Annotated in this window: 14 protein-coding genes; 13 read left to right on the top strand and 1 reads right to left on the bottom strand. The window is 62.3% G+C overall.

Annotated elements, in window-relative coordinates; translation table 11 throughout:
• Window positions 1-11 precede the first annotated feature (11 nt).
• From leuB to CSQ91_RS13820, 13 genes are all read left to right on the top strand, one after another.
• Entirely contained in the window at window positions 12-1,082 is a 1,071-nt protein-coding gene (gene leuB / locus CSQ91_RS13880; protein WP_099388745.1) for a 3-isopropylmalate dehydrogenase, read from the top strand.
• 45 nt (window positions 1,083-1,127) lie between these two features.
• Window positions 1,128-2,255 (top strand): aspartate-semialdehyde dehydrogenase, encoded by a 1,128-nt coding sequence (gene asd, locus CSQ91_RS13875; protein WP_071653756.1) that lies wholly within the window; start codon window positions 1,128-1,130, stop codon window positions 2,253-2,255.
• A 244-nt stretch (window positions 2,256-2,499) separates the two neighbouring features.
• Window positions 2,500-4,983 (top strand): FimV/HubP family polar landmark protein, encoded by a 2,484-nt coding sequence (locus CSQ91_RS13870; RefSeq protein ID WP_257217343.1) that lies wholly within the window; start codon window positions 2,500-2,502, stop codon window positions 4,981-4,983.
• A gap of 173 nt (window positions 4,984-5,156) precedes the next feature.
• Window positions 5,157-5,960 carry a tRNA pseudouridine(38-40) synthase TruA gene (truA, locus tag CSQ91_RS13865; protein ID WP_099388743.1) on the top strand — a complete coding sequence of 268 codons (804 nt, stop codon included), beginning with the start codon at window positions 5,157-5,159 and terminating at the stop codon, window positions 5,958-5,960.
• Between the two features lie 28 nt (window positions 5,961-5,988).
• Complete coding sequence (locus tag CSQ91_RS13860) at window positions 5,989-6,672, top strand: phosphoribosylanthranilate isomerase (RefSeq protein WP_099388742.1); 684 nt, start codon at window positions 5,989-5,991, stop codon at window positions 6,670-6,672.
• Window positions 6,665-7,915: a tryptophan synthase subunit beta gene (trpB, locus tag CSQ91_RS13855; protein WP_099388741.1), complete on the top strand. Its 1,251-nt coding sequence runs from the start codon at window positions 6,665-6,667 to the stop codon at window positions 7,913-7,915. Before CSQ91_RS13860 ends, trpB begins: the two co-directional genes overlap by 8 nt.
• 133 nt (window positions 7,916-8,048) lie before the next feature.
• Window positions 8,049-8,846: a tryptophan synthase subunit alpha gene (gene trpA / locus CSQ91_RS13850; RefSeq protein ID WP_099388740.1), complete on the top strand. Its 798-nt coding sequence runs from the start codon at window positions 8,049-8,051 to the stop codon at window positions 8,844-8,846.
• 197 nt (window positions 8,847-9,043) lie between these two features.
• Complete coding sequence (gene accD, locus CSQ91_RS13845; protein WP_010400390.1) at window positions 9,044-9,916, top strand: acetyl-CoA carboxylase, carboxyltransferase subunit beta; 873 nt, start codon at window positions 9,044-9,046, stop codon at window positions 9,914-9,916.
• 101 nt (window positions 9,917-10,017) lie between these two features.
• Window positions 10,018-11,316 (top strand): bifunctional tetrahydrofolate synthase/dihydrofolate synthase, encoded by a 1,299-nt coding sequence (gene folC, locus CSQ91_RS13840; protein WP_034783446.1) that lies wholly within the window; start codon window positions 10,018-10,020, stop codon window positions 11,314-11,316.
• Between the two features lie 24 nt (window positions 11,317-11,340).
• The gene (locus tag CSQ91_RS13835; protein WP_099388739.1) at window positions 11,341-12,312 is read left to right on the top strand and encodes an SPOR domain-containing protein; all 972 of its coding nucleotides are present in this window, start codon (window positions 11,341-11,343) and stop codon (window positions 12,310-12,312) included.
• 20 nt (window positions 12,313-12,332) lie between these two features.
• Complete coding sequence (locus tag CSQ91_RS13830) at window positions 12,333-12,821, top strand: CvpA family protein (protein ID WP_034783449.1); 489 nt, start codon at window positions 12,333-12,335, stop codon at window positions 12,819-12,821.
• A gap of 39 nt (window positions 12,822-12,860) precedes the next feature.
• Window positions 12,861-14,384 carry an amidophosphoribosyltransferase gene (gene purF, locus CSQ91_RS13825; RefSeq protein WP_034783451.1) on the top strand — a complete coding sequence of 508 codons (1,524 nt, stop codon included), beginning with the start codon at window positions 12,861-12,863 and terminating at the stop codon, window positions 14,382-14,384.
• Window positions 14,385-14,427: 43 nt separating this feature from the next.
• Window positions 14,428-15,669 (top strand): cystathionine gamma-synthase family protein, encoded by a 1,242-nt coding sequence (locus CSQ91_RS13820; RefSeq protein WP_099388738.1) that lies wholly within the window; start codon window positions 14,428-14,430, stop codon window positions 15,667-15,669.
• Window positions 15,670-15,735: 66 nt separating this feature from the next.
• Here the strand turns inward: CSQ91_RS13820 and lexA are convergent, their stop codons facing one another.
• A complete protein-coding gene (gene lexA / locus CSQ91_RS13815) occupies window positions 15,736-16,371 on the bottom strand; it encodes a transcriptional repressor LexA (protein ID WP_034783454.1) in 636 nt (211 codons plus the stop codon).
• Window positions 16,372-16,597 lie beyond the last annotated feature (226 nt).

The following is a 16,597-nucleotide window of genomic DNA, read 5'->3' as shown; positions in this document are numbered from 1 at the left end:
ACGATTAAAATATGAAAATTGCAATCTTACCCGGCGACGGCATCGGTCCTGAAATCGTCGCGCAAGCCGTCAAGGTCTTGAATGTGCTGGGCGAATCGTTCGAGCTGGAAACGGCGCCCGTGGGCGGCGCCGGCTATGCGGCCCATGGCCACCCTTTGCCGGAAGGCACCCTGGCCTTGGCGAAAGCGGCCGATGCCGTGCTGTTCGGCGCTGTCGGCGACTACCAGTACGACAATCTGGAACGCCAGTTCCGTCCCGAGCAGGCGATCCTGGGCTTGCGCAAGAACCTGGGCCTGTTCGCCAACCTGCGTCCGGCCATTCTGTATCCGGAGCTGGCGGGCGCCTCGACCCTGAAGCCGGAAGTGGTGTCCGGCCTGGACATTTTGATCATCCGTGAACTGACGGGCGACATCTATTTCGGCCAGCCCCGCGGCGTGCGCGAGTGCCCGGATGGTCCGTTCAAGGGCCAGCGCGAAGGTTTTGACACCATGCGCTATGCGGAAGGGGAAATCCGCCGCATCGCCCACGTGGCTTTCCAGGCCGCGCAAAAGCGCGACAAGCGCCTCACCAGCGTGGACAAGGCGAACGTGCTGGAAACCTTCCAGTTCTGGAAAGACATCGTCACCGACGTGCACAAGGAATACCCGGATGTGGCGCTCGATCACATGTATGTCGACAACGCGGCCATGCAGCTGGTGCGGGCGCCGAAGAAATTCGACGTCATGGTGACCGGCAACATGTTCGGCGACATTCTGTCGGATGCGGCCGCCATGCTGACGGGCTCGATCGGCATGCTGCCGTCGGCTTCGCTCGACGCCAACAACAAGGGTCTGTACGAACCGTCGCACGGCTCCGCGCCCGATATCGCGGGCAAGGGCATCGCCAATCCGCTGGCGACGATCTTGTCGGCCGCCATGATGCTGCGCTATTCGCTCAACCGCGAAGAGCAGGCAAGCCGCATCGAGGCTGCTGTCAAGCAAGTGCTGGCGCAGGGCCTGCGCACGGCCGACATCCATGAAGCGGGCACGACTTTGGTCGGTACCGAGGCGATGGGTGATGCAGTTGTAAAAGCGCTGGGATAAAATAGTCTAATGACGGCAGTCGCCGTCTCATCTTGAGGAATGGTAATGAAATTAGTTGGCTTGGTAGGTTGGCGCGGTATGGTCGGTTCGGTCCTGATGCAGCGCATGCAGGAAGAGGGCGATTTCGCCCATATCGAACCGGTGTTTTTCACCACTTCGAACACGGGCGGCGCGGCGCCGGCCATGGCGAAGAATGAAACCATCCTCAAGGATGCCAACAACATCGCCGAACTGTCCAAGTGCGACATCATCATTTCCTGCCAGGGCGGCGACTACACGAGCGCTGTCTTCCCGCAGCTGCGCGCAGCGGGCTGGAATGGCTACTGGATCGATGCGGCATCGACCTTGCGCATGGAAAAAGACGCCGTCATCGTGCTCGACCCCGTCAACCTGCACGTCATCAAGGATGCGCTGGGCAAGGGCGTCAAGAATTACATCGGCGGCAACTGCACGGTATCGTGCATGATGATGGGCCTGGGCGGCCTGTTCCAGCACGATTTGATCGACTGGATGACGTCGATGACCTACCAGGCGGCATCGGGCGGCGGCGCGCAGCACATGCGCGAACTGCTGACGCAATTTGGCACCATCAACGGTTCCGTCAAGGCGCTGCTGGACAACCCGGCTTCCGCCATCCTGGAAATCGACCGCCAGGTGCTGGCCACCCAGCACGGCTATTCCCCGGATGAAATCAAGCAATTCGGCGCGCCGCTGGCCGGCAACCTGATCCCGTGGATCGACAAGGACCTGGGCAACGGCCAGTCGAAGGAAGAGTGGAAAGCGGGCGCGGAAACGAACAAGATCCTGGGCCGCGGCATCGACTTTGGCACCAAGGAAATTCCGGTGGACGGCCTGTGCGTGCGCATCGGCGCCATGCGCTGCCATTCGCAAGCCTTGACCATCAAGCTGAAAAAAGACGTGCCGCTCGATGAAATCAACGACATCATCGCCAGCAACAATCAATGGGTGAAATTCGTGCCGAACACGCGCGAAGCGTCCGTGCGCGACCTGTCGCCGGCGGCCGTCACGGGCAGCCTGACGATTCCTGTCGGCCGCGTGCGCAAGATGAGCATGGGCGGCGAATACCTGTCCGCATTCACCGTGGGCGACCAGTTGCTGTGGGGCGCGGCCGAGCCGCTGCGCCGCATGCTGCGCATCCTGCTGGACGCGTAATGGCAATAAATTGCTGATCCAGATCAAGCCGGGGCTGTTTTCCCGGCTTTTTTTTCGTCCTGAGCCCCTCAAGGCTCAACCATGCGGAGCTTGCATAGCTCTGGGCATGATGATATGTTGATACCTCTGGAAAAGTAACAGTTTTCCCATGTCAACTAAGATGCCGCCAACTATGCCTGTACACACTCGTCCCCGGGTCGCCTCCCTTGCCATTAAAACACTCAGCAGCGCTGTCGCCTGTGCGGTGTTATTGTCACCGGCGGCATCCGCAGCCGAGCTGGGCAAGATCACGGTGCTGTCCGCCGCCGGCCAGCCGCTGCGCGCCGAGGTCGAATTATCGGCCGTCAAGCCAGGCGAGGCCGCGAACCTGCTGGCCAAGCTGGCGCCGCCGGACGCCTACCGCCAGGCCAACGTGGAATTCAATCCCGCCCTGAACGCGCTGACGTTTGCCGTGGAAAACCGCAATGGCAAGCCCTTCATCCGCATCAGCTCGGCGCAACCGGTGGCCGAACCCATGGTGGATCTTTTGCTGGAGCTGAGCAGCAAGAGCGGTCGCCAGGTGCGCGAATATGCGTTTGTGCTCGACACGCCCGAAGCGCGCCAGACGCGCGGCGCGCAAGTGACGGCGCCAGTCGAGCCAGGCAAGGCCAAGCCGGCTGCCGCCGCGGCCGATGCTGCGCCACCGGCCGCGAAAAAGGCGGCAGGCGAATACAAGGTCAAGGCGGGCGATACCCTGAGCCGCATCGCCAGCGAGCTGAAGCCTTCGGGCGTTTCGCTCGACATGATGCTCGTCGCCCTGTACCGCGCCAATCCCGATGCCTTCAAGGGCGAGAACATGAACCGCATGCAGGCCGGACGCATCCTGGCCGTGCCGGGCGCGGATACCGTGCGCGCCACGGGCGCGGCTGAAGCGAAGGGCATCGTGACGGCGCACGCCATCGATTTCGAAGCCTACCGCAACAAGCTGGCGGGCCAGGTGTCGCAAAGCAAGCCGGCCAAGGCGGCGCAAGCGACGCAAAGCACGGCTGGCAAGATCGGCGCGACGAAGGTGCAGGAAAAGCCGACGGCCGTGAGCGAGTCGCAAGACAAGCTGAAACTGTCGAAGGCGGAGCCGGCGGCCAAGTCGGCCGGCAAGAGCACCGTCGCCAGCGAGGAAGACAAGATCGCCAAGGCGAAGCAGGTCGATGAAGCTGCCGCACGCGTCAAAGAGCTGGAAAAAAACGTCAGCGACCTGGAAAAGCTGATGGCGGTCAAGAGCAAGGCCATGGCGGACAAGAGCGCCCCGGCGCCCGCCAAGCCGGCCGAGACCGCTGCCAGCGCACCGGCCAGCGTTCCTGCCCCGGCCGCCGAGGCGCAGCCGCCCGTGCCGAAGGCGAAACCGGTGCCGCTGGTGAAAAAACCGTCGCCGCTGGAACCGACCTTCGCCGACAAGTTCAATGACCATCTGGGTGCCATCGGCATCGGCCTGGCCGCGCTGCTGGCCGCCGTGGCCGCGCTGGTGATCGCGCGCCGCCGCAAGGAGACGCCGCCGCCCGCCGACAATGTCGCCCCCGTGTTCGAGCCGGAAGCGCCTGTGACGCCGCCGGCCGGCCTGGCGCCGGAAGACCAGCAGTCCGAAGCGAGCAACCACCTGTTCGGCACGGGTGCCGCCGCTGCTGGCGTCGCCGCCGTAGCGGGCGCCAGCATGCTCGATGCGAATGAAACGGACCCGGTCGCCGAAGCGGACGTGTATATCGCCTACGGCCGCGATGGCCAGGCGGAAGATATCCTCAAGGAAGCCTTGCGTATCCACCCGGAGCGCCATGCGGCCCGCCTGAAGCTGCTGGAAATCTATTCGGCCCGCAACGACGTGCGCGCATTTGAAGACCAGGCCAGCGAGCTGTACAGCTTGACGCGTGGCCAGGGCGAAGAGTGGCCGCAGGCGGCCGCGCTGGGCCTGGCGCTCGATCCCACCAATCCCCTGTATGGCGATACGGAAGACGATGCTGTCGTTAGCCTGAGCAAGGCTGCGGGCGACGACTTGCATGGCCAGAGCATGGACTTGTCCGACGATCTGTCTGCTCCTGAGTCAGCGCCGGCGGCCGACCTGGCGCCCGCCGAGCCCGTGTCCTCCGTGACGGCCCGCGATACGCGCGCGCCCCTCGACTTCGACCTCGACAGCCTCGATTTCGAGCCCGTTTCCACCAGCGACCCGATCGTCATGCCGGGACCGGACAGCAAGCCGGTCTCCGCCGCGCAGGATGCGCAGTATGACGCCAGCATGGATTTCGGCCTGGATCTGGAGCCGCCAGCCGGTCCCGTAAATGGCGTGGGCGCCGGCTTGACGCCTTTGCCTGATCCATTGAAGGATGTCGATCTGGCCCATTTCGACCTCGACGAGCCCGTGGCGCCCGCTGCCGCGCCGGTCGCGGCGGCCGAGCCTTCCCTCGACAGCCTGTTCGACGACGCGCAAACGCCCGCCACCTTGCCGGAAGCCATACCGCCGGCACAGGAATTCGACCTGTCCGGCATCGACCTGGACCTCAACGACGGCAAGACGGCCAGCGTGGGCGTGGACGACCCGCTGTCGGCCATCCACATGGAAATGGATACCAAGCTGGACCTGGCGATCGCTTACCAGGAAATCGGCGACAAGGAAGGCGCGCGCGAGCTGATCGATGAGGTCATCAAGGGCGGCAGCGAAGAGCAGGTGAAGAAAGCGAATACCATGAGAGCTTTGCTGAGCTAAGCACCTGATACGACGTCCATGGCTGCGTTGCACGGTCTCGCCGAACTGGTCGTACTGTCTTCGACCGTGCGCCTTGCCCTGAACGCCGTCTCAGGCGCTTGCGTCGTCGGGAGGCGGGGCCGTCTGCGCGCCGGTATAATGCTTCGATGCAAAATATTACGACAGCAACGCCATTGAAGCGTATCGTCCTCGGCCTGCAGTACGACGGCACGGCCTGGCATGGATACCAGAAACAGGAAGACGGGCAAACGGTGCAGGACCAGCTGGAAAACGCGCTGGAACAGTTTGCCCGCGTGCGCCTGGCCACCACGTGCGCCGGCCGCACGGATACGGGCGTGCATGCGCTCGAGCAAGTCGTGCATTTCGATACGGAATTGAACCGCGACGTGCACTCGTGGGTGCGCGGCGTCAACGCCTTCCTGCCGAAATCCATCGCCGTGCGCTGGGCCAAGGAACTTGAAGGCGATCCGACGGTCAATGACTTCTTCCACGCCCGCTTCAGCGCCCGCGCGCGTACCTATCATTATGTGTTGTACAACAACGCCACCCGTTCGCCGCTGGTGGAAGGGCGCGCCGGCTTCTTTTTCCGTCCGCTGGACGTGGAACTGATGCGGCAAGCCGTGCAGCCGCTGCTGGGCTGGCACGATTTCACGGCTTTCCGCGCCGCGCAATGCCAGGCCAAGTCGCCCGTCAAGCTGATGCATGACATCCGCATCGAGCGGCGCGGCGATTGCGTGATTTTTACCATTACGGCCAATGCCTTCCTGCACCACATGGTGCGTAACCTGGTCGGTTCGCTCGTCTACATCGGTACGGGGCGCGAAAAGCCGGACTGGCTGGGGCAATTGCTTGAAAGTAAAGACCGCCACGCGGCGGCGCCCACCTTCATGCCGGACGGCCTGTACCTGGCACAGATCGATTACGATCCGAAATGGGCATTGCCGCAAGACAGTAGTAGCGCTTTGCCCTGGTTTTGATCTGCATCAAATCAAGTAAAGGATTGCCATGCCTCGCACACGCATCAAGATCTGCGGCCTGACCCGCGCCGAAGACATCCAGGCCGTCGTGGCCGCGGGCGCCGACGCCATCGGCTTCGTGTTTTATCCGAAAAGCCCCCGTTACGTCACGCCGCAGCAGGCCGCCAGCCTGATCGCCACCATGCCGCCCTACGTGACGACGGTGGGCCTGTTCGTCAATGCCACGCTGGACGAGGTGCGGGCTACGAGGGCCGTGGCGCCCTTGTCCCTGCTGCAATTTCATGGCGACGAGACGCCCGAACACAGCGCCGCGCTGGCTGGCGCCGTGAATACGCCCTTTACGCAAGTGTTCCGCGTCAAACCCGACACTTCCTTTGAAGATTTGCTAGAATACGAACAGCGCTATCGCGCCGCCAGTCCCTTGTTCTCCAGCCTCTTGCTCGATACCTATGTGGATGCCTACGGCGGTGCAGGAAAGGTATTTGATTGGTCCCTCATTCCAAAAGAACTCGCGCCTCGGGTCGTTTTAAGTGGTGGCTTGAGCGTACAAAACGCGACTGACGCAGTGGTGCGCGTGCGCCCTTACGCCGTCGACATCAGCAGTGGTGTCGAAGCGTCCAAGGGCATCAAGGACGCATCCCGAGTCCGCGCGTTTATCGCCGCGGTGCAGGATGCCGATGCCATCATTGCCAGAGGAAACCACCATGAATGACCACACCACCGCGCCCGGCGCAGCCGCCGCATTGTTCCACGCCACCGATTACCCTTTTCCTGACGTACGCGGCCACTTCGGCCCCTATGGCGGCTCGTTTGTTGCCGAAACGCTGACCCACGCGCTGGCCGAGCTGAAAGACGCTTACGCGCGCTACAGCGCCGATCCAGAATTCCTCGAAGAATTCCGCTATGAGCTGAAACATTTCGTCGGCCGTCCGTCGCCCATCTACCACGCCAAGCGCTGGTCCGAGATGGCTGGCGGCGCGCAAATCTATTTCAAGCGCGAAGACTTGAACCACACGGGCGCGCACAAGATCAATAACGTGATCGGCCAGGCCCTGCTGGCCAAGCGCATGGGCAAGCCGCGCATCATCGCCGAGACGGGCGCCGGCCAGCATGGCGTGGCCACGGCCACCATCTGCGCCCGCTTCGGCCTCGAATGCGTGGTCTACATGGGCAGCGAGGACGTCAAGCGCCAGGCGCAGAACGTCTACCGCATGAAACTGCTGGGCGCGACCGTCGTGCCCGTCGAATCCGGCTCCAAGACCCTCAAGGATGCGCTGAACGAAGCCATGCGCGACTGGGTCACGAATATCGAAAACACCTTTTATATCATCGGCACCGTGGCCGGCCCCCATCCGTATCCGATGATGGTGCGCGACTTCCAGTCCGTGATCGGCGAGGAGTGCCTGGTGCAGATGCCGGAAATGACGGGCCGCCAGCCCGACTACGTGCTGGCCTGTATCGGCGGCGGCTCGAATGCCATGGGTATCTTTTACCCGTATATCGACCAGAAAGACGTGAAACTGATCGGCGTGGAAGCGGCCGGCGAAGGGCTGGACACGGGCAAGCACTCGGCTTCGCTGACGGCGGGCTTCCCTGGCGTGCTGCACGGCAACCGCACCTACCTGCTGCAGGATGAAAATGGCCAGATTATCGAGACGCATTCCGTCTCGGCCGGCCTCGACTATCCGGGCGTGGGCCCGGAACATGCGTGGCTGAAAGACTCGGGCCGCGCGCAATACGTGTCGATCACGGATGACGAGGCGCTGCAAGCGTTTCACGATTGCTGCCATATCGAAGGCATCATCCCGGCCCTGGAATCGTCGCACGCGCTGGCCTACGCGGCCAAGCTGGCGGCCACCTTGCCGAAAGACAAAATTGTACTGGCCAACCTGTCGGGCCGTGGCGACAAGGACATGCATACCGTGGCGGAACGCATGGGACTCAATTTCAACTAACAGCGTGTCAACGGGGTCAGACCCGCCGGGGGAGTGCGCGCCAGTGGTGCGCATTCCGATCCCGCAGGGACTGACCCCAGCCTTTGCTTTGGGTTGAAATTATTCCATCTATCCATCATTAAGAAAGCTCATCATGTCCCGTATCTCCGCCACTTTTGCCAACTTAAAATCCAACAACAAGACCGCCCTGGTCACTTTCATTACCGCCGGCGACCCCGGCCCTGACGCCACCGTGCCCCTGATGCACGCGCTCGTCGAGGGCGGCGCCGACGTGCTGGAGCTGGGCGTGCCGTTTTCCGACCCCATGGCCGAAGGCCCCGTCATCCAGCGTGCCTGCGAACGGGCCTTGAAATTCAATGTGGGCATCCACGATGTGTTCGGCTATGTGCGCCAGTTCCGCGCAACGAACCAGACGACGCCCGTCGTGCTGATGGGCTATGCGAATCCTATCGAGCGCATCGGCAGCGCCGCGTTTATTGATGCGGCCCAAGCGGCCGGCGCCGATGGCGCCATCGTCGTCGACTATCCGCCGGAAGAGTGCGAGGAATTCGCCGCCGCCATGCGCGAGGCTGGGCTCGACCTGATCTTCCTGCTGGCGCCCACCTCGACCGAAGAGCGCATTGCGCAAGTGGCCAAGGTTGGCGGCGGCTTCAGCTATTATGTGTCGCTGAAAGGCGTCACGGGCGCCGGCAACATTGATACGGAACAGGTGGCAGAGCGCCTCGCGGCCATCCGCCAGCATGTAAAATTACCTATCGGCGTGGGCTTCGGCATCCGCGATGGCGCCACGGCCAAGGCCGTTGCCAAGGTGGCCGATGCCGTCGTGATCGGCAGCCGCATCATCCAGGAGATTGAAAATGCCCCGGAAGGTGGCGCCGTCGACGCCGTGCGCAGCTTTACGGCAAGCATCCGCGCCGCACTGGACGCCTGAGCAAGCTTGTTGTTTACGCAAGCTCGGGTGGCGGCAAAGTTCGACAGCCCGGCGATAAACGGCTACACTTCGGCCACTGATTTGCCTGTTATTGTGCAATAGATAAAATTTTTGGTGGCGCCCTGCGGGGCGTCGCCGTTTACCGTCTGCCGGGGGCGTCCACCGACGCTACCCCTACAAGGGCCCAAGGAGAAAATATGAGTTGGTTGGAAAAACTGCTGCCACCGCGCATCCAGCGTTCTGATGCCGCCGCGCGCAAGACCATGCCGGAAGGCCTGTGGGTCAAGTGCCCGTCGTGCGAAGCCGTGCTGTACCGTACGGACCTGGAATCGAATTTGCACGTGTGCCCGAAATGCGACCACCACATGCGCATCCGCGCGCGTGAACGCCTCGACAGCCTGCTCGACGCGGGCGGCCGCTATGAAATCGGCCAGGAAATCCTGCCAGTCGATACCTTGAAATTCAAGGACAGCAAGAAATACCCGGACCGCCTGAAGTCCGCCATGGAAGCGACGGGCGAGACGGATGCGATGGTCGTCATGGGCGGCGCCATCATGAGCCTGCCGGTTGTCGTGGCGTGCTTCGAATTCGAATTCATGGGCGGCTCCATGGGCTCCGTCGTGGGCGAGCGCTTCGTGCGCGGCGCGCAGATCGCGCTGGAACAGAAGGTGCCGTTCATTTGCATCACCGCCACCGGTGGCGCGCGCATGCAGGAAGGCTTGCTGTCGCTGATGCAGATGGCGAAGACCACGGCCATGCTGACCAAGCTGTCGGAAAAGAAATTGCCATTCATCAGCGTGCTGACCGACCCGACCATGGGCGGCGTATCCGCCTCGTTCGCCTTCATGGGCGACGTGGTCATCGCTGAACCGAAAGCGCTGATCGGCTTTGCCGGCCCGCGCGTGATTGAAAACACCGTGCGTGAAAAACTGCCGGAAGGCTTCCAGCGCGCCGAGTTCCTCGTCACCAAGGGCGCCGTCGACATGATCGTCGACCGCCGCAAGATGCGCGAAGAAATCGCCCGCCTGCTGGCCTTGTTGCAAAACCAGGCCGTCGAAGTCTTGGCTTAACGCCAAAGTAACAGGCTGGGCGGCGTCCGAAGGACCCGCCCGGTTGCCACGCCACACCGTCTCCGCGCTTCGCGCACTGTCTCCTCATCAAGAAGTCTCCCATGCAAAACCTCCCCACCACCTTGCCGGACTGGCTCGCCATGCTGGAAACCCGCCATTCGGAAACCCAGATCAACATGGGCCTGGACCGCGTGCAAGCCGTCAAGGCGCGCATGCAACTGGCGTTTACTTGCCCCGTGATCATGGTGGCGGGCACGAATGGCAAGGGGTCCACCTGCGCCATGCTGGAATCCGTGTTGTTGCGTGCCGGCTACAAAGTGGGGCTGTACATCAAGCCGCACTTCCTTGATTTTAACGAGCGCGCCCGCGTGCTGGGCGAGATGGCCAGCGACGAACAGCTCGTTGCCAGCTTCAACTTTGTTGAAGCCGTGCGCGGCGACACGCCGCTGACGTATTTCGAATTCACCACCCTGGCGATCCTGCACCTGCTGTCGCAGGCCAAGCTGGACGTGGCCATCCTGGAAGTGGGTCTGGGCGGGCGCCTCGACGCCGTCAACGTGATCGACGCCGACGTGGCTATCGTCACCAGCGTCGATATCGACCACACGGATTACCTGGGCGACACGCGCGAAGCGATCGGCTTTGAAAAGGCGGGTATCTTCCGTCCGGGCAAGGCGGCCATTTGCAGCGACCCCGTGCCGCCGCAGTCGCTGATCGACCATGCGGAAGCCATCGGCGCCGACCTGTGGCTGATGGGCCGCGATTTCAATTATTCGGGCGACAAGCAGCAGTGGAACTATGGCGGGCGCGAGCAGCGCCGCAATTCGCTGGCGTATCCAAGCTTGCGCGGCGCCAACCAGATCCTCAACGCGACGGCCGTGCTGGCCGCGCTGGAAGTGCTGAAGCTGAAACTGCCCGTGGGTGCGCAGGAAGTGCGCACGGGCCTCGTGACGGTGGAGCTGCCAGGCCGCTTCCAGGTCTTGCCTGGCCGCCCCAGCGTGATCCTCGACGTGGCGCACAACCCCCATGCAGCCTCGGCGCTGAATCAGAACCTGGGCAATATGGGTTTCCACCCGTACACGTATGCCGTGTTCGGCTCCATGCTGGACAAGGATATCGATGGCGTATTGGCCGCGATGAGCGAGCACGTCGACCACTGGTGCCTGACGGGCCTGCCTTCACCGCGCGCGGCCACGGCCTCCGAGCTGGCCGCCAAGGTGCAGATCATGCTCGAAGACAAGCCCGACAGCAGCGAACATACTGTGTCTATTTTCGATGATCCGGCACAAGCTTTTGCAAATGCAATGAGCCGGGCCGGTGAGAATGATAGAATTGTGGTCTTTGGTTCTTTCCTCACCGTTGCCGGCGTGATGAAGGCCCGAAAATCCTCACTTCACTGAAACGCACTCGACTGAAAATCACGCATGGGCTTGTTCTCGAAACTGTTTAAAAACAAGCAAGAATCCTCTGGCGAAGACAGCGGCTTTTATGTCCCTGGCGAAGCACAGTCGCCGACCCGCAAGCGCGCAGCCAACACCTCCGGTGGCGGCGGATCGCGCCGTGGCGGCAAGGAAGCGCCGGATCCGGTCTTGCCTGAAAAGAAGCGCGCACGCCGCCGCCTGGTCGGGGCGATTGCCCTGGCCTTGGGCGTAGCTGTCGGCTTGCCGATGCTGCTCGATTCCGAGCCGAAGGCGCCCTTCAACGATATCGCCATCGACATTCCGTCGAAGGAAAAGGCCGCCGCACCTGCACCGGCGCCCGTGCCGGCCGTTCCGGCCCAGGCCGCAGCGAATGGCCTGGACCAGTCCGAGGAAATCGTCGATGCGCCGCTGCCGCCTGCGGCCAAGCCGACGCCTGCACCGGCACCCGTGCTGGCCGCCGTCCAGCCTGCAACGGTCAAGCCGACCTATGTGGAACCGAAACCTGAGCCCAAGCCTGAGCCCAAGCCTGTCAAGGTGGAGCCGAAGCCGGAAGCGAAGCACGAACCCAAGCCTGAGCCGAAACACGAGCCCAAGCCCGAGCCCAAGCATGAAGTAAAACCGGAAGCCAAGCCCGAGACTAAGCCTGCCAAGCCGGCGCAATCGGCCGACGATGCCGCGCGCGCGCTGGCTATCCTGGAAGGCAAGCCGCAAGAGAAAGTACAAGACAAGGCGCATGACGCCGGCAGCGGCAAGTTCGTGGTGCAGGTGGCGGCCTTGGCGACGCAGGACAAGGTCGATGAATTGCAGGACAAGCTGCGCGAAGCGGGCATCAAGTCGTACACGCAGAAAGTCTCCAGCCCGGCGGGCGAGCGCATCCGCGTGCGCGTGGGCCCGTTCGGCAGCCGCGAAGACGCCGAAAAGACCCGCGCCAAGCTGCAAAAGCTGGGCCTGGGCGGCAGCCTGGTACCGGCGTGATGTTGCAAGGCTGAGCGCGCGTGACGATCTTCGATTACCTGGTGCTGTTCGTGCTGGTGACGTCCGTGCTGATCAGCATGATGCGTGGCCTGGTCAAGGAAATACTGTCATTGGTCAGTTGGATCGTGGCTTTCGTCATTGCCAACGCCTATGGCGCCACGCTGGCGAAATTCCTGCCGGAAGCCGTGCCGGGCGAAGCCGTCCGTTTGTTGCTGGCTTTCGTGGTGCTGTTCATCGGCGTACGCATTTTGATGGGATTGCTGTCCATGACGGTCGACGCGCTCGTCAAGGTGACGGGCCTGAGCCTGGCCGACCGCACCCTGGGCAGCCTGTTTGGCGTGGCGCGGGGCCTTGTGATCGTGCTGACCGCCGTCATCTTGTGTGGCATGACTTCCATACCGCAGCAGCCATTCTGGAAAAACGCGCAGCTCAGCCCGCTCGCGGAGCAGGGCGCGCGCGCCATCAAGCCTTATCTGCCTGCCGCTTACGCGCAGCATGTGAAATTTTGAATTTTTTTTAAAATCAGTAGCACAGTTTAGGAGCACACCATGTGTGGCATCGTCGGCGTCGTTTCCCATCAACCTGTCAATCAATTGCTCTATGATGCATTGTTGCTCCTGCAACATCGCGGTCAGGACGCGGCAGGGATTGCGACCAATCACAGCAGTATGTTTTCCATGCACAAAGCCAATGGCCTCGTGCGTGACGTCTTCCGTACGCGCAACATGCGTTCGCTGCAAGGCACGACGGGCATCGGCCATTGCCGCTACCCGACGGCCGGTTCGTCGAGCGAAGAGGAAGCACAACCGTTCTATGTGAATGCGCCGTTCGGCATCACCCTGGCGCACAATGGCAACCTGACCAACTGGGAACAGTTGAAGCTGGAAATGTTCAAGAACGACCGCCGCCACATCAATACCGATTCCGATTCGGAAGTGCTGCTCAACGTGCTGGCGCATGAAATCCAGGAAGCGACGACGGGCCTGAACCTGGACCCGGAAGCCATCTTCAAGGCCGTTACCGTGCTGAACCGCCGCGTCAAGGGTGGTTACGCCGCCGTGGCGCAGATCGCCGGCGTGGGCTTGCTGGCCTTCCGCGATCCGCACGGCATCCGCCCGCTGTGCCTGGGCATCAATGAAACGGAGCAAGGTCCGGAATACCTAATCGCTTCCGAATCCGTGGCCCTGGAAGGCATGGGCTTCCGCTTCGTGCGCGACATCGGTCCCGGCGAAGCCGTCTTCATCGATGCTGACAAGCAATTGCACAGCGCCCAATGCGCCGACAATGCCAGCCTGAACCCGTGCGTGTTCGAATTCGTCTACCTGGCCCGTCCCGACTCCGTCATCGACGGTGCCTCCGTGTACGCCACGCGCCTGAAAATGGGCGAGTACCTGGCCGAGAAGATCCGCGCCGAATTGCCAGGCGTGCATATCGACGTGGTCATGCCGATTCCCGATTCCTCGCGTCCGGCCGCCATCCAGCTGGCCATGGCGCTGAACATCGAGTACCGCGAAGGCTTCATCAAGAACCGCTATATCGGCCGTACCTTCATCATGCCGGGCCAGGCGGCGCGCAAGAAATCCGTGCGCCAGAAGCTCAACGCGATCCCGTCCGAATTCAAGGACAAGGTCGTGCTGCTGGTCGACGATTCCATCGTGCGCGGCACCACCAGCCGTGAAATCGTGCAGATGGCGCGCGAAGCAGGCGCGACGAAAGTCATCTTCGCCTCGGCTGCGCCGCCGGTGATCTACCCGAACGTGTACGGCATCGACATGCCGACGCGCGACGAACTGATCGCCTATGGCCGCACGACGGAAGAAGTGTGCCGCGAAATCACGGCCGACTACCTGGTGTACCAGGATATCGGCGCGCTCAAGCAGGCCATCGCCGACGTCAACCCGGCCCTGACCAACTTCGAAGCGTCGTGCTTCGATGGCGTGTACGTGACGGGCGACGTGTCGCAGGAATACCTGGACCGCCTGGAATATGCGCGCCACCATCCGAAGGCGGCAGCGCCCGAAGATACGCCGCGTTCCCAGCTGAACCTGAACCTGGCGACAACAGAAGCGTAATTATCTTGCCCGGCTAGCGCCGGGCTTTTTTTGCTCCGCGATCATGAACGATAAAAAAAACTACGGCTTTACCACCACCATCCTGCATAACGACCGCCGCAAGGGCATCGAGCACGGTTCCCTGCACAAGCCCGTGCATACTTCCGTTGCCTTCGGCTACGGCGATGCGCGCCAGCTCGCATCCGTATTCCAGGGCAAGGAGCCCGGCTTCCGCTACGGCCGCCAGGGCAATCCGACCGTCTCCGCGCTGGAAGACAAGGTCAACAAGATGGAAGACGGCGTCGCCACGCTGTGCTTCGCCACCGGCATGGGCGCCATCGGCGCCGTTGTGCAGGCGCTCTTGCGCGCGGGCGACCATGTCGTGTCGTCGGCCTTTTTGTTTGGCAACACCAACAGCCTGTGGCAAACGGTGACGGGGCAGGGCATCGGCGTGTCGTTCGTCGACGCCACCGACGTGGCCAATGTGGCCGCCGCCATCACGCCGCAAACGCGCATCGTGTTTGTCGAAACCATCGCCAATCCGCGCACGCAGATCGCCGATCTGGCGAAGATCGGCGCGTTGTGCAAGGAACGCGGCATTTTGTACATCGTCGACAATACGATGACGACGCCCTACCTGTTCCGCCCGAAAGCCGTGGGCGCGGGCCTGGTGGTCAATGCGCTGACAAAATCCATCGGCGGCCACGGCAATGCCCTGGGCGGCAGCTTGACGGACACGGGCGTGTTCGACTGGACGCAGTATCCGAATATTTTCGACAATTACAAGAAGGCGGCGCCGGCGCAGTGGGGCATCGCGCAAATCCGCGCCAAGGCCTTGCGCGATTTCGGCGCATCCCTGGGGCCGGAAGCGGCGCACCATATCGCCGTCGGCGCGGAAACCATGGCCTTGCGCATGGACCGCACCTGCTCGAACGCCCTGGCGCTGGCCACCATGCTGGCCGCCGACCCGCGGGTAGCGGCCGTGCATTACCCGGGCTTGGCCGCGCATCCGCAGCACGCGCTGGCGACGGATTTGTTCCGCAGCTATGGCTCGCTGTTCAGCTTTGAGCTGAAGGATGGCATCGATTGCTTCGATTTCCTCAATCGTCTCAATCTTGCCATTCCAGCGAGCAATCTCGGCGACACGCGCACCTTGGTCATTCCCGTCGCCCATACGATCTTTTACGAGATGGGCGCCGAGCGCCGCGCCAGCATGGGCATCGCCGAATCCCTGATCCGCGTCTCCGTCGGTATCGAGGATGAGGCGGACTTGCTCGAGGATTTCCGTAGCGCCCTGGACGCATAAAACGCCTGGGCAATAAAAAAGGGCCGCAACAGTCATGCTGTTGCGGCCCTTTTTACATGCGGTGGTTCAATGCCAGCTGCGCATCAAGCCTACCGCCAAACCTTCCAGGGCGAATTCATCTTCCGGCGATACGGTGATGACCTTGAAGTCGGGGTTTTCCGGCAGCAATTCGATGACGGAACCCGTTTTCTTGTAGCGCTTGACGGTGACTTCGTCGCCGATGCGGGCGACAACGATCTGGCCATTCTTGGCGCTATCGACCTTCTTGACGGCCAGTAAATCGCCATCCATGATGCCGGCGTCGCGCATGGACCAGCCGCGTACCTTCAGCAGGAAGTCGGGCTTGGCCGAAAACAGGGCGGGGTCCACGTTGTAGCTCGCTTCCAGGTTTTCCTGTGCCAGAATGGGCGAGCCTGCCGCCACCCGGCCGATCAGGGGCAGCGACATCAGCAGCGCTGCCGGCACTTTCGATGGCAGGGCTTCAGCGGCCGCGCCGATCAGGCGGATGCCGCGCGAGGTGCCGGGAGAAATCTCGATCGCGCCCTTGCGGGCCAGGGCCTGCAAATGCTCTTCGGCCGCGTTGGCCGATTTGAAACCCAGTTCATTGGCGATTTCGGCACGGGTGGGAGGAAAGCCCGTGTTTTCAATCGCGTCCTTGATCAGGTTCAGGATTTGTTCTTGTCGTGCTGTCAGCTTGATCATGAGCGGTGGGTGCATACTAAAATGCTGTCTATATGAACAGTCTGTATTTTTGTACAGTATCGCCCACTATGCAAGGGGATTTCCGTGTTTTGGGCGAATTTCGCAAGAAATACTTGTCCAGGGGCGGAAAGCACGGTGGCGCGCGGGCTTTTCGGGCGCTGGTGGAAGGAATGATTGAAACGTTTGCAAAAGGCGGTTATAATCTTCGGCTGACCTTCCCACACCC

This window comes from Janthinobacterium sp. BJB301, from assembly GCF_002735685.1.
Taxonomy (GTDB): domain Bacteria; phylum Pseudomonadota; class Gammaproteobacteria; order Burkholderiales; family Burkholderiaceae_D; genus Janthinobacterium; species Janthinobacterium lividum.
Note: the sequence above shows the minus strand (reverse complement) of the source record. Positions and strands in the feature narration are given on the sequence as shown.

Excerpts from the sequence above, each read along its gene's own strand:
- trpA (WP_099388740.1), top strand. The coding sequence starts at position 8,049 with ATGTCCCGTATCTCCGCCACTTTTGCCAACTTAAAATCCAACAACAAG.
- CSQ91_RS13835 (WP_099388739.1), top strand. The coding sequence starts at position 11,341 with ATGGGCTTGTTCTCGAAACTGTTTAAAAACAAGCAAGAATCCTCTGGC.
- folC (WP_034783446.1), top strand. The coding sequence starts at position 10,018 with ATGCAAAACCTCCCCACCACCTTGCCGGACTGGCTCGCCATGCTGGAA.
- trpB (WP_099388741.1), top strand. The coding sequence starts at position 6,665 with ATGAATGACCACACCACCGCGCCCGGCGCAGCCGCCGCATTGTTCCAC.
- CSQ91_RS13860 (WP_099388742.1), top strand. The coding sequence starts at position 5,989 with ATGCCTCGCACACGCATCAAGATCTGCGGCCTGACCCGCGCCGAAGAC.
- leuB (WP_099388745.1), top strand. The coding sequence starts at position 12 with ATGAAAATTGCAATCTTACCCGGCGACGGCATCGGTCCTGAAATCGTC.
- accD (WP_010400390.1), top strand. The coding sequence starts at position 9,044 with ATGAGTTGGTTGGAAAAACTGCTGCCACCGCGCATCCAGCGTTCTGAT.
- CSQ91_RS13820 (WP_099388738.1), top strand. The coding sequence starts at position 14,428 with ATGAACGATAAAAAAAACTACGGCTTTACCACCACCATCCTGCATAAC.
- asd (WP_071653756.1), top strand. The coding sequence starts at position 1,128 with ATGAAATTAGTTGGCTTGGTAGGTTGGCGCGGTATGGTCGGTTCGGTC.
- lexA (WP_034783454.1), bottom strand. The coding sequence starts at position 16,371 with ATGATCAAGCTGACAGCACGACAAGAACAAATCCTGAACCTGATCAAG.
- purF (WP_034783451.1), top strand. The coding sequence starts at position 12,861 with ATGTGTGGCATCGTCGGCGTCGTTTCCCATCAACCTGTCAATCAATTG.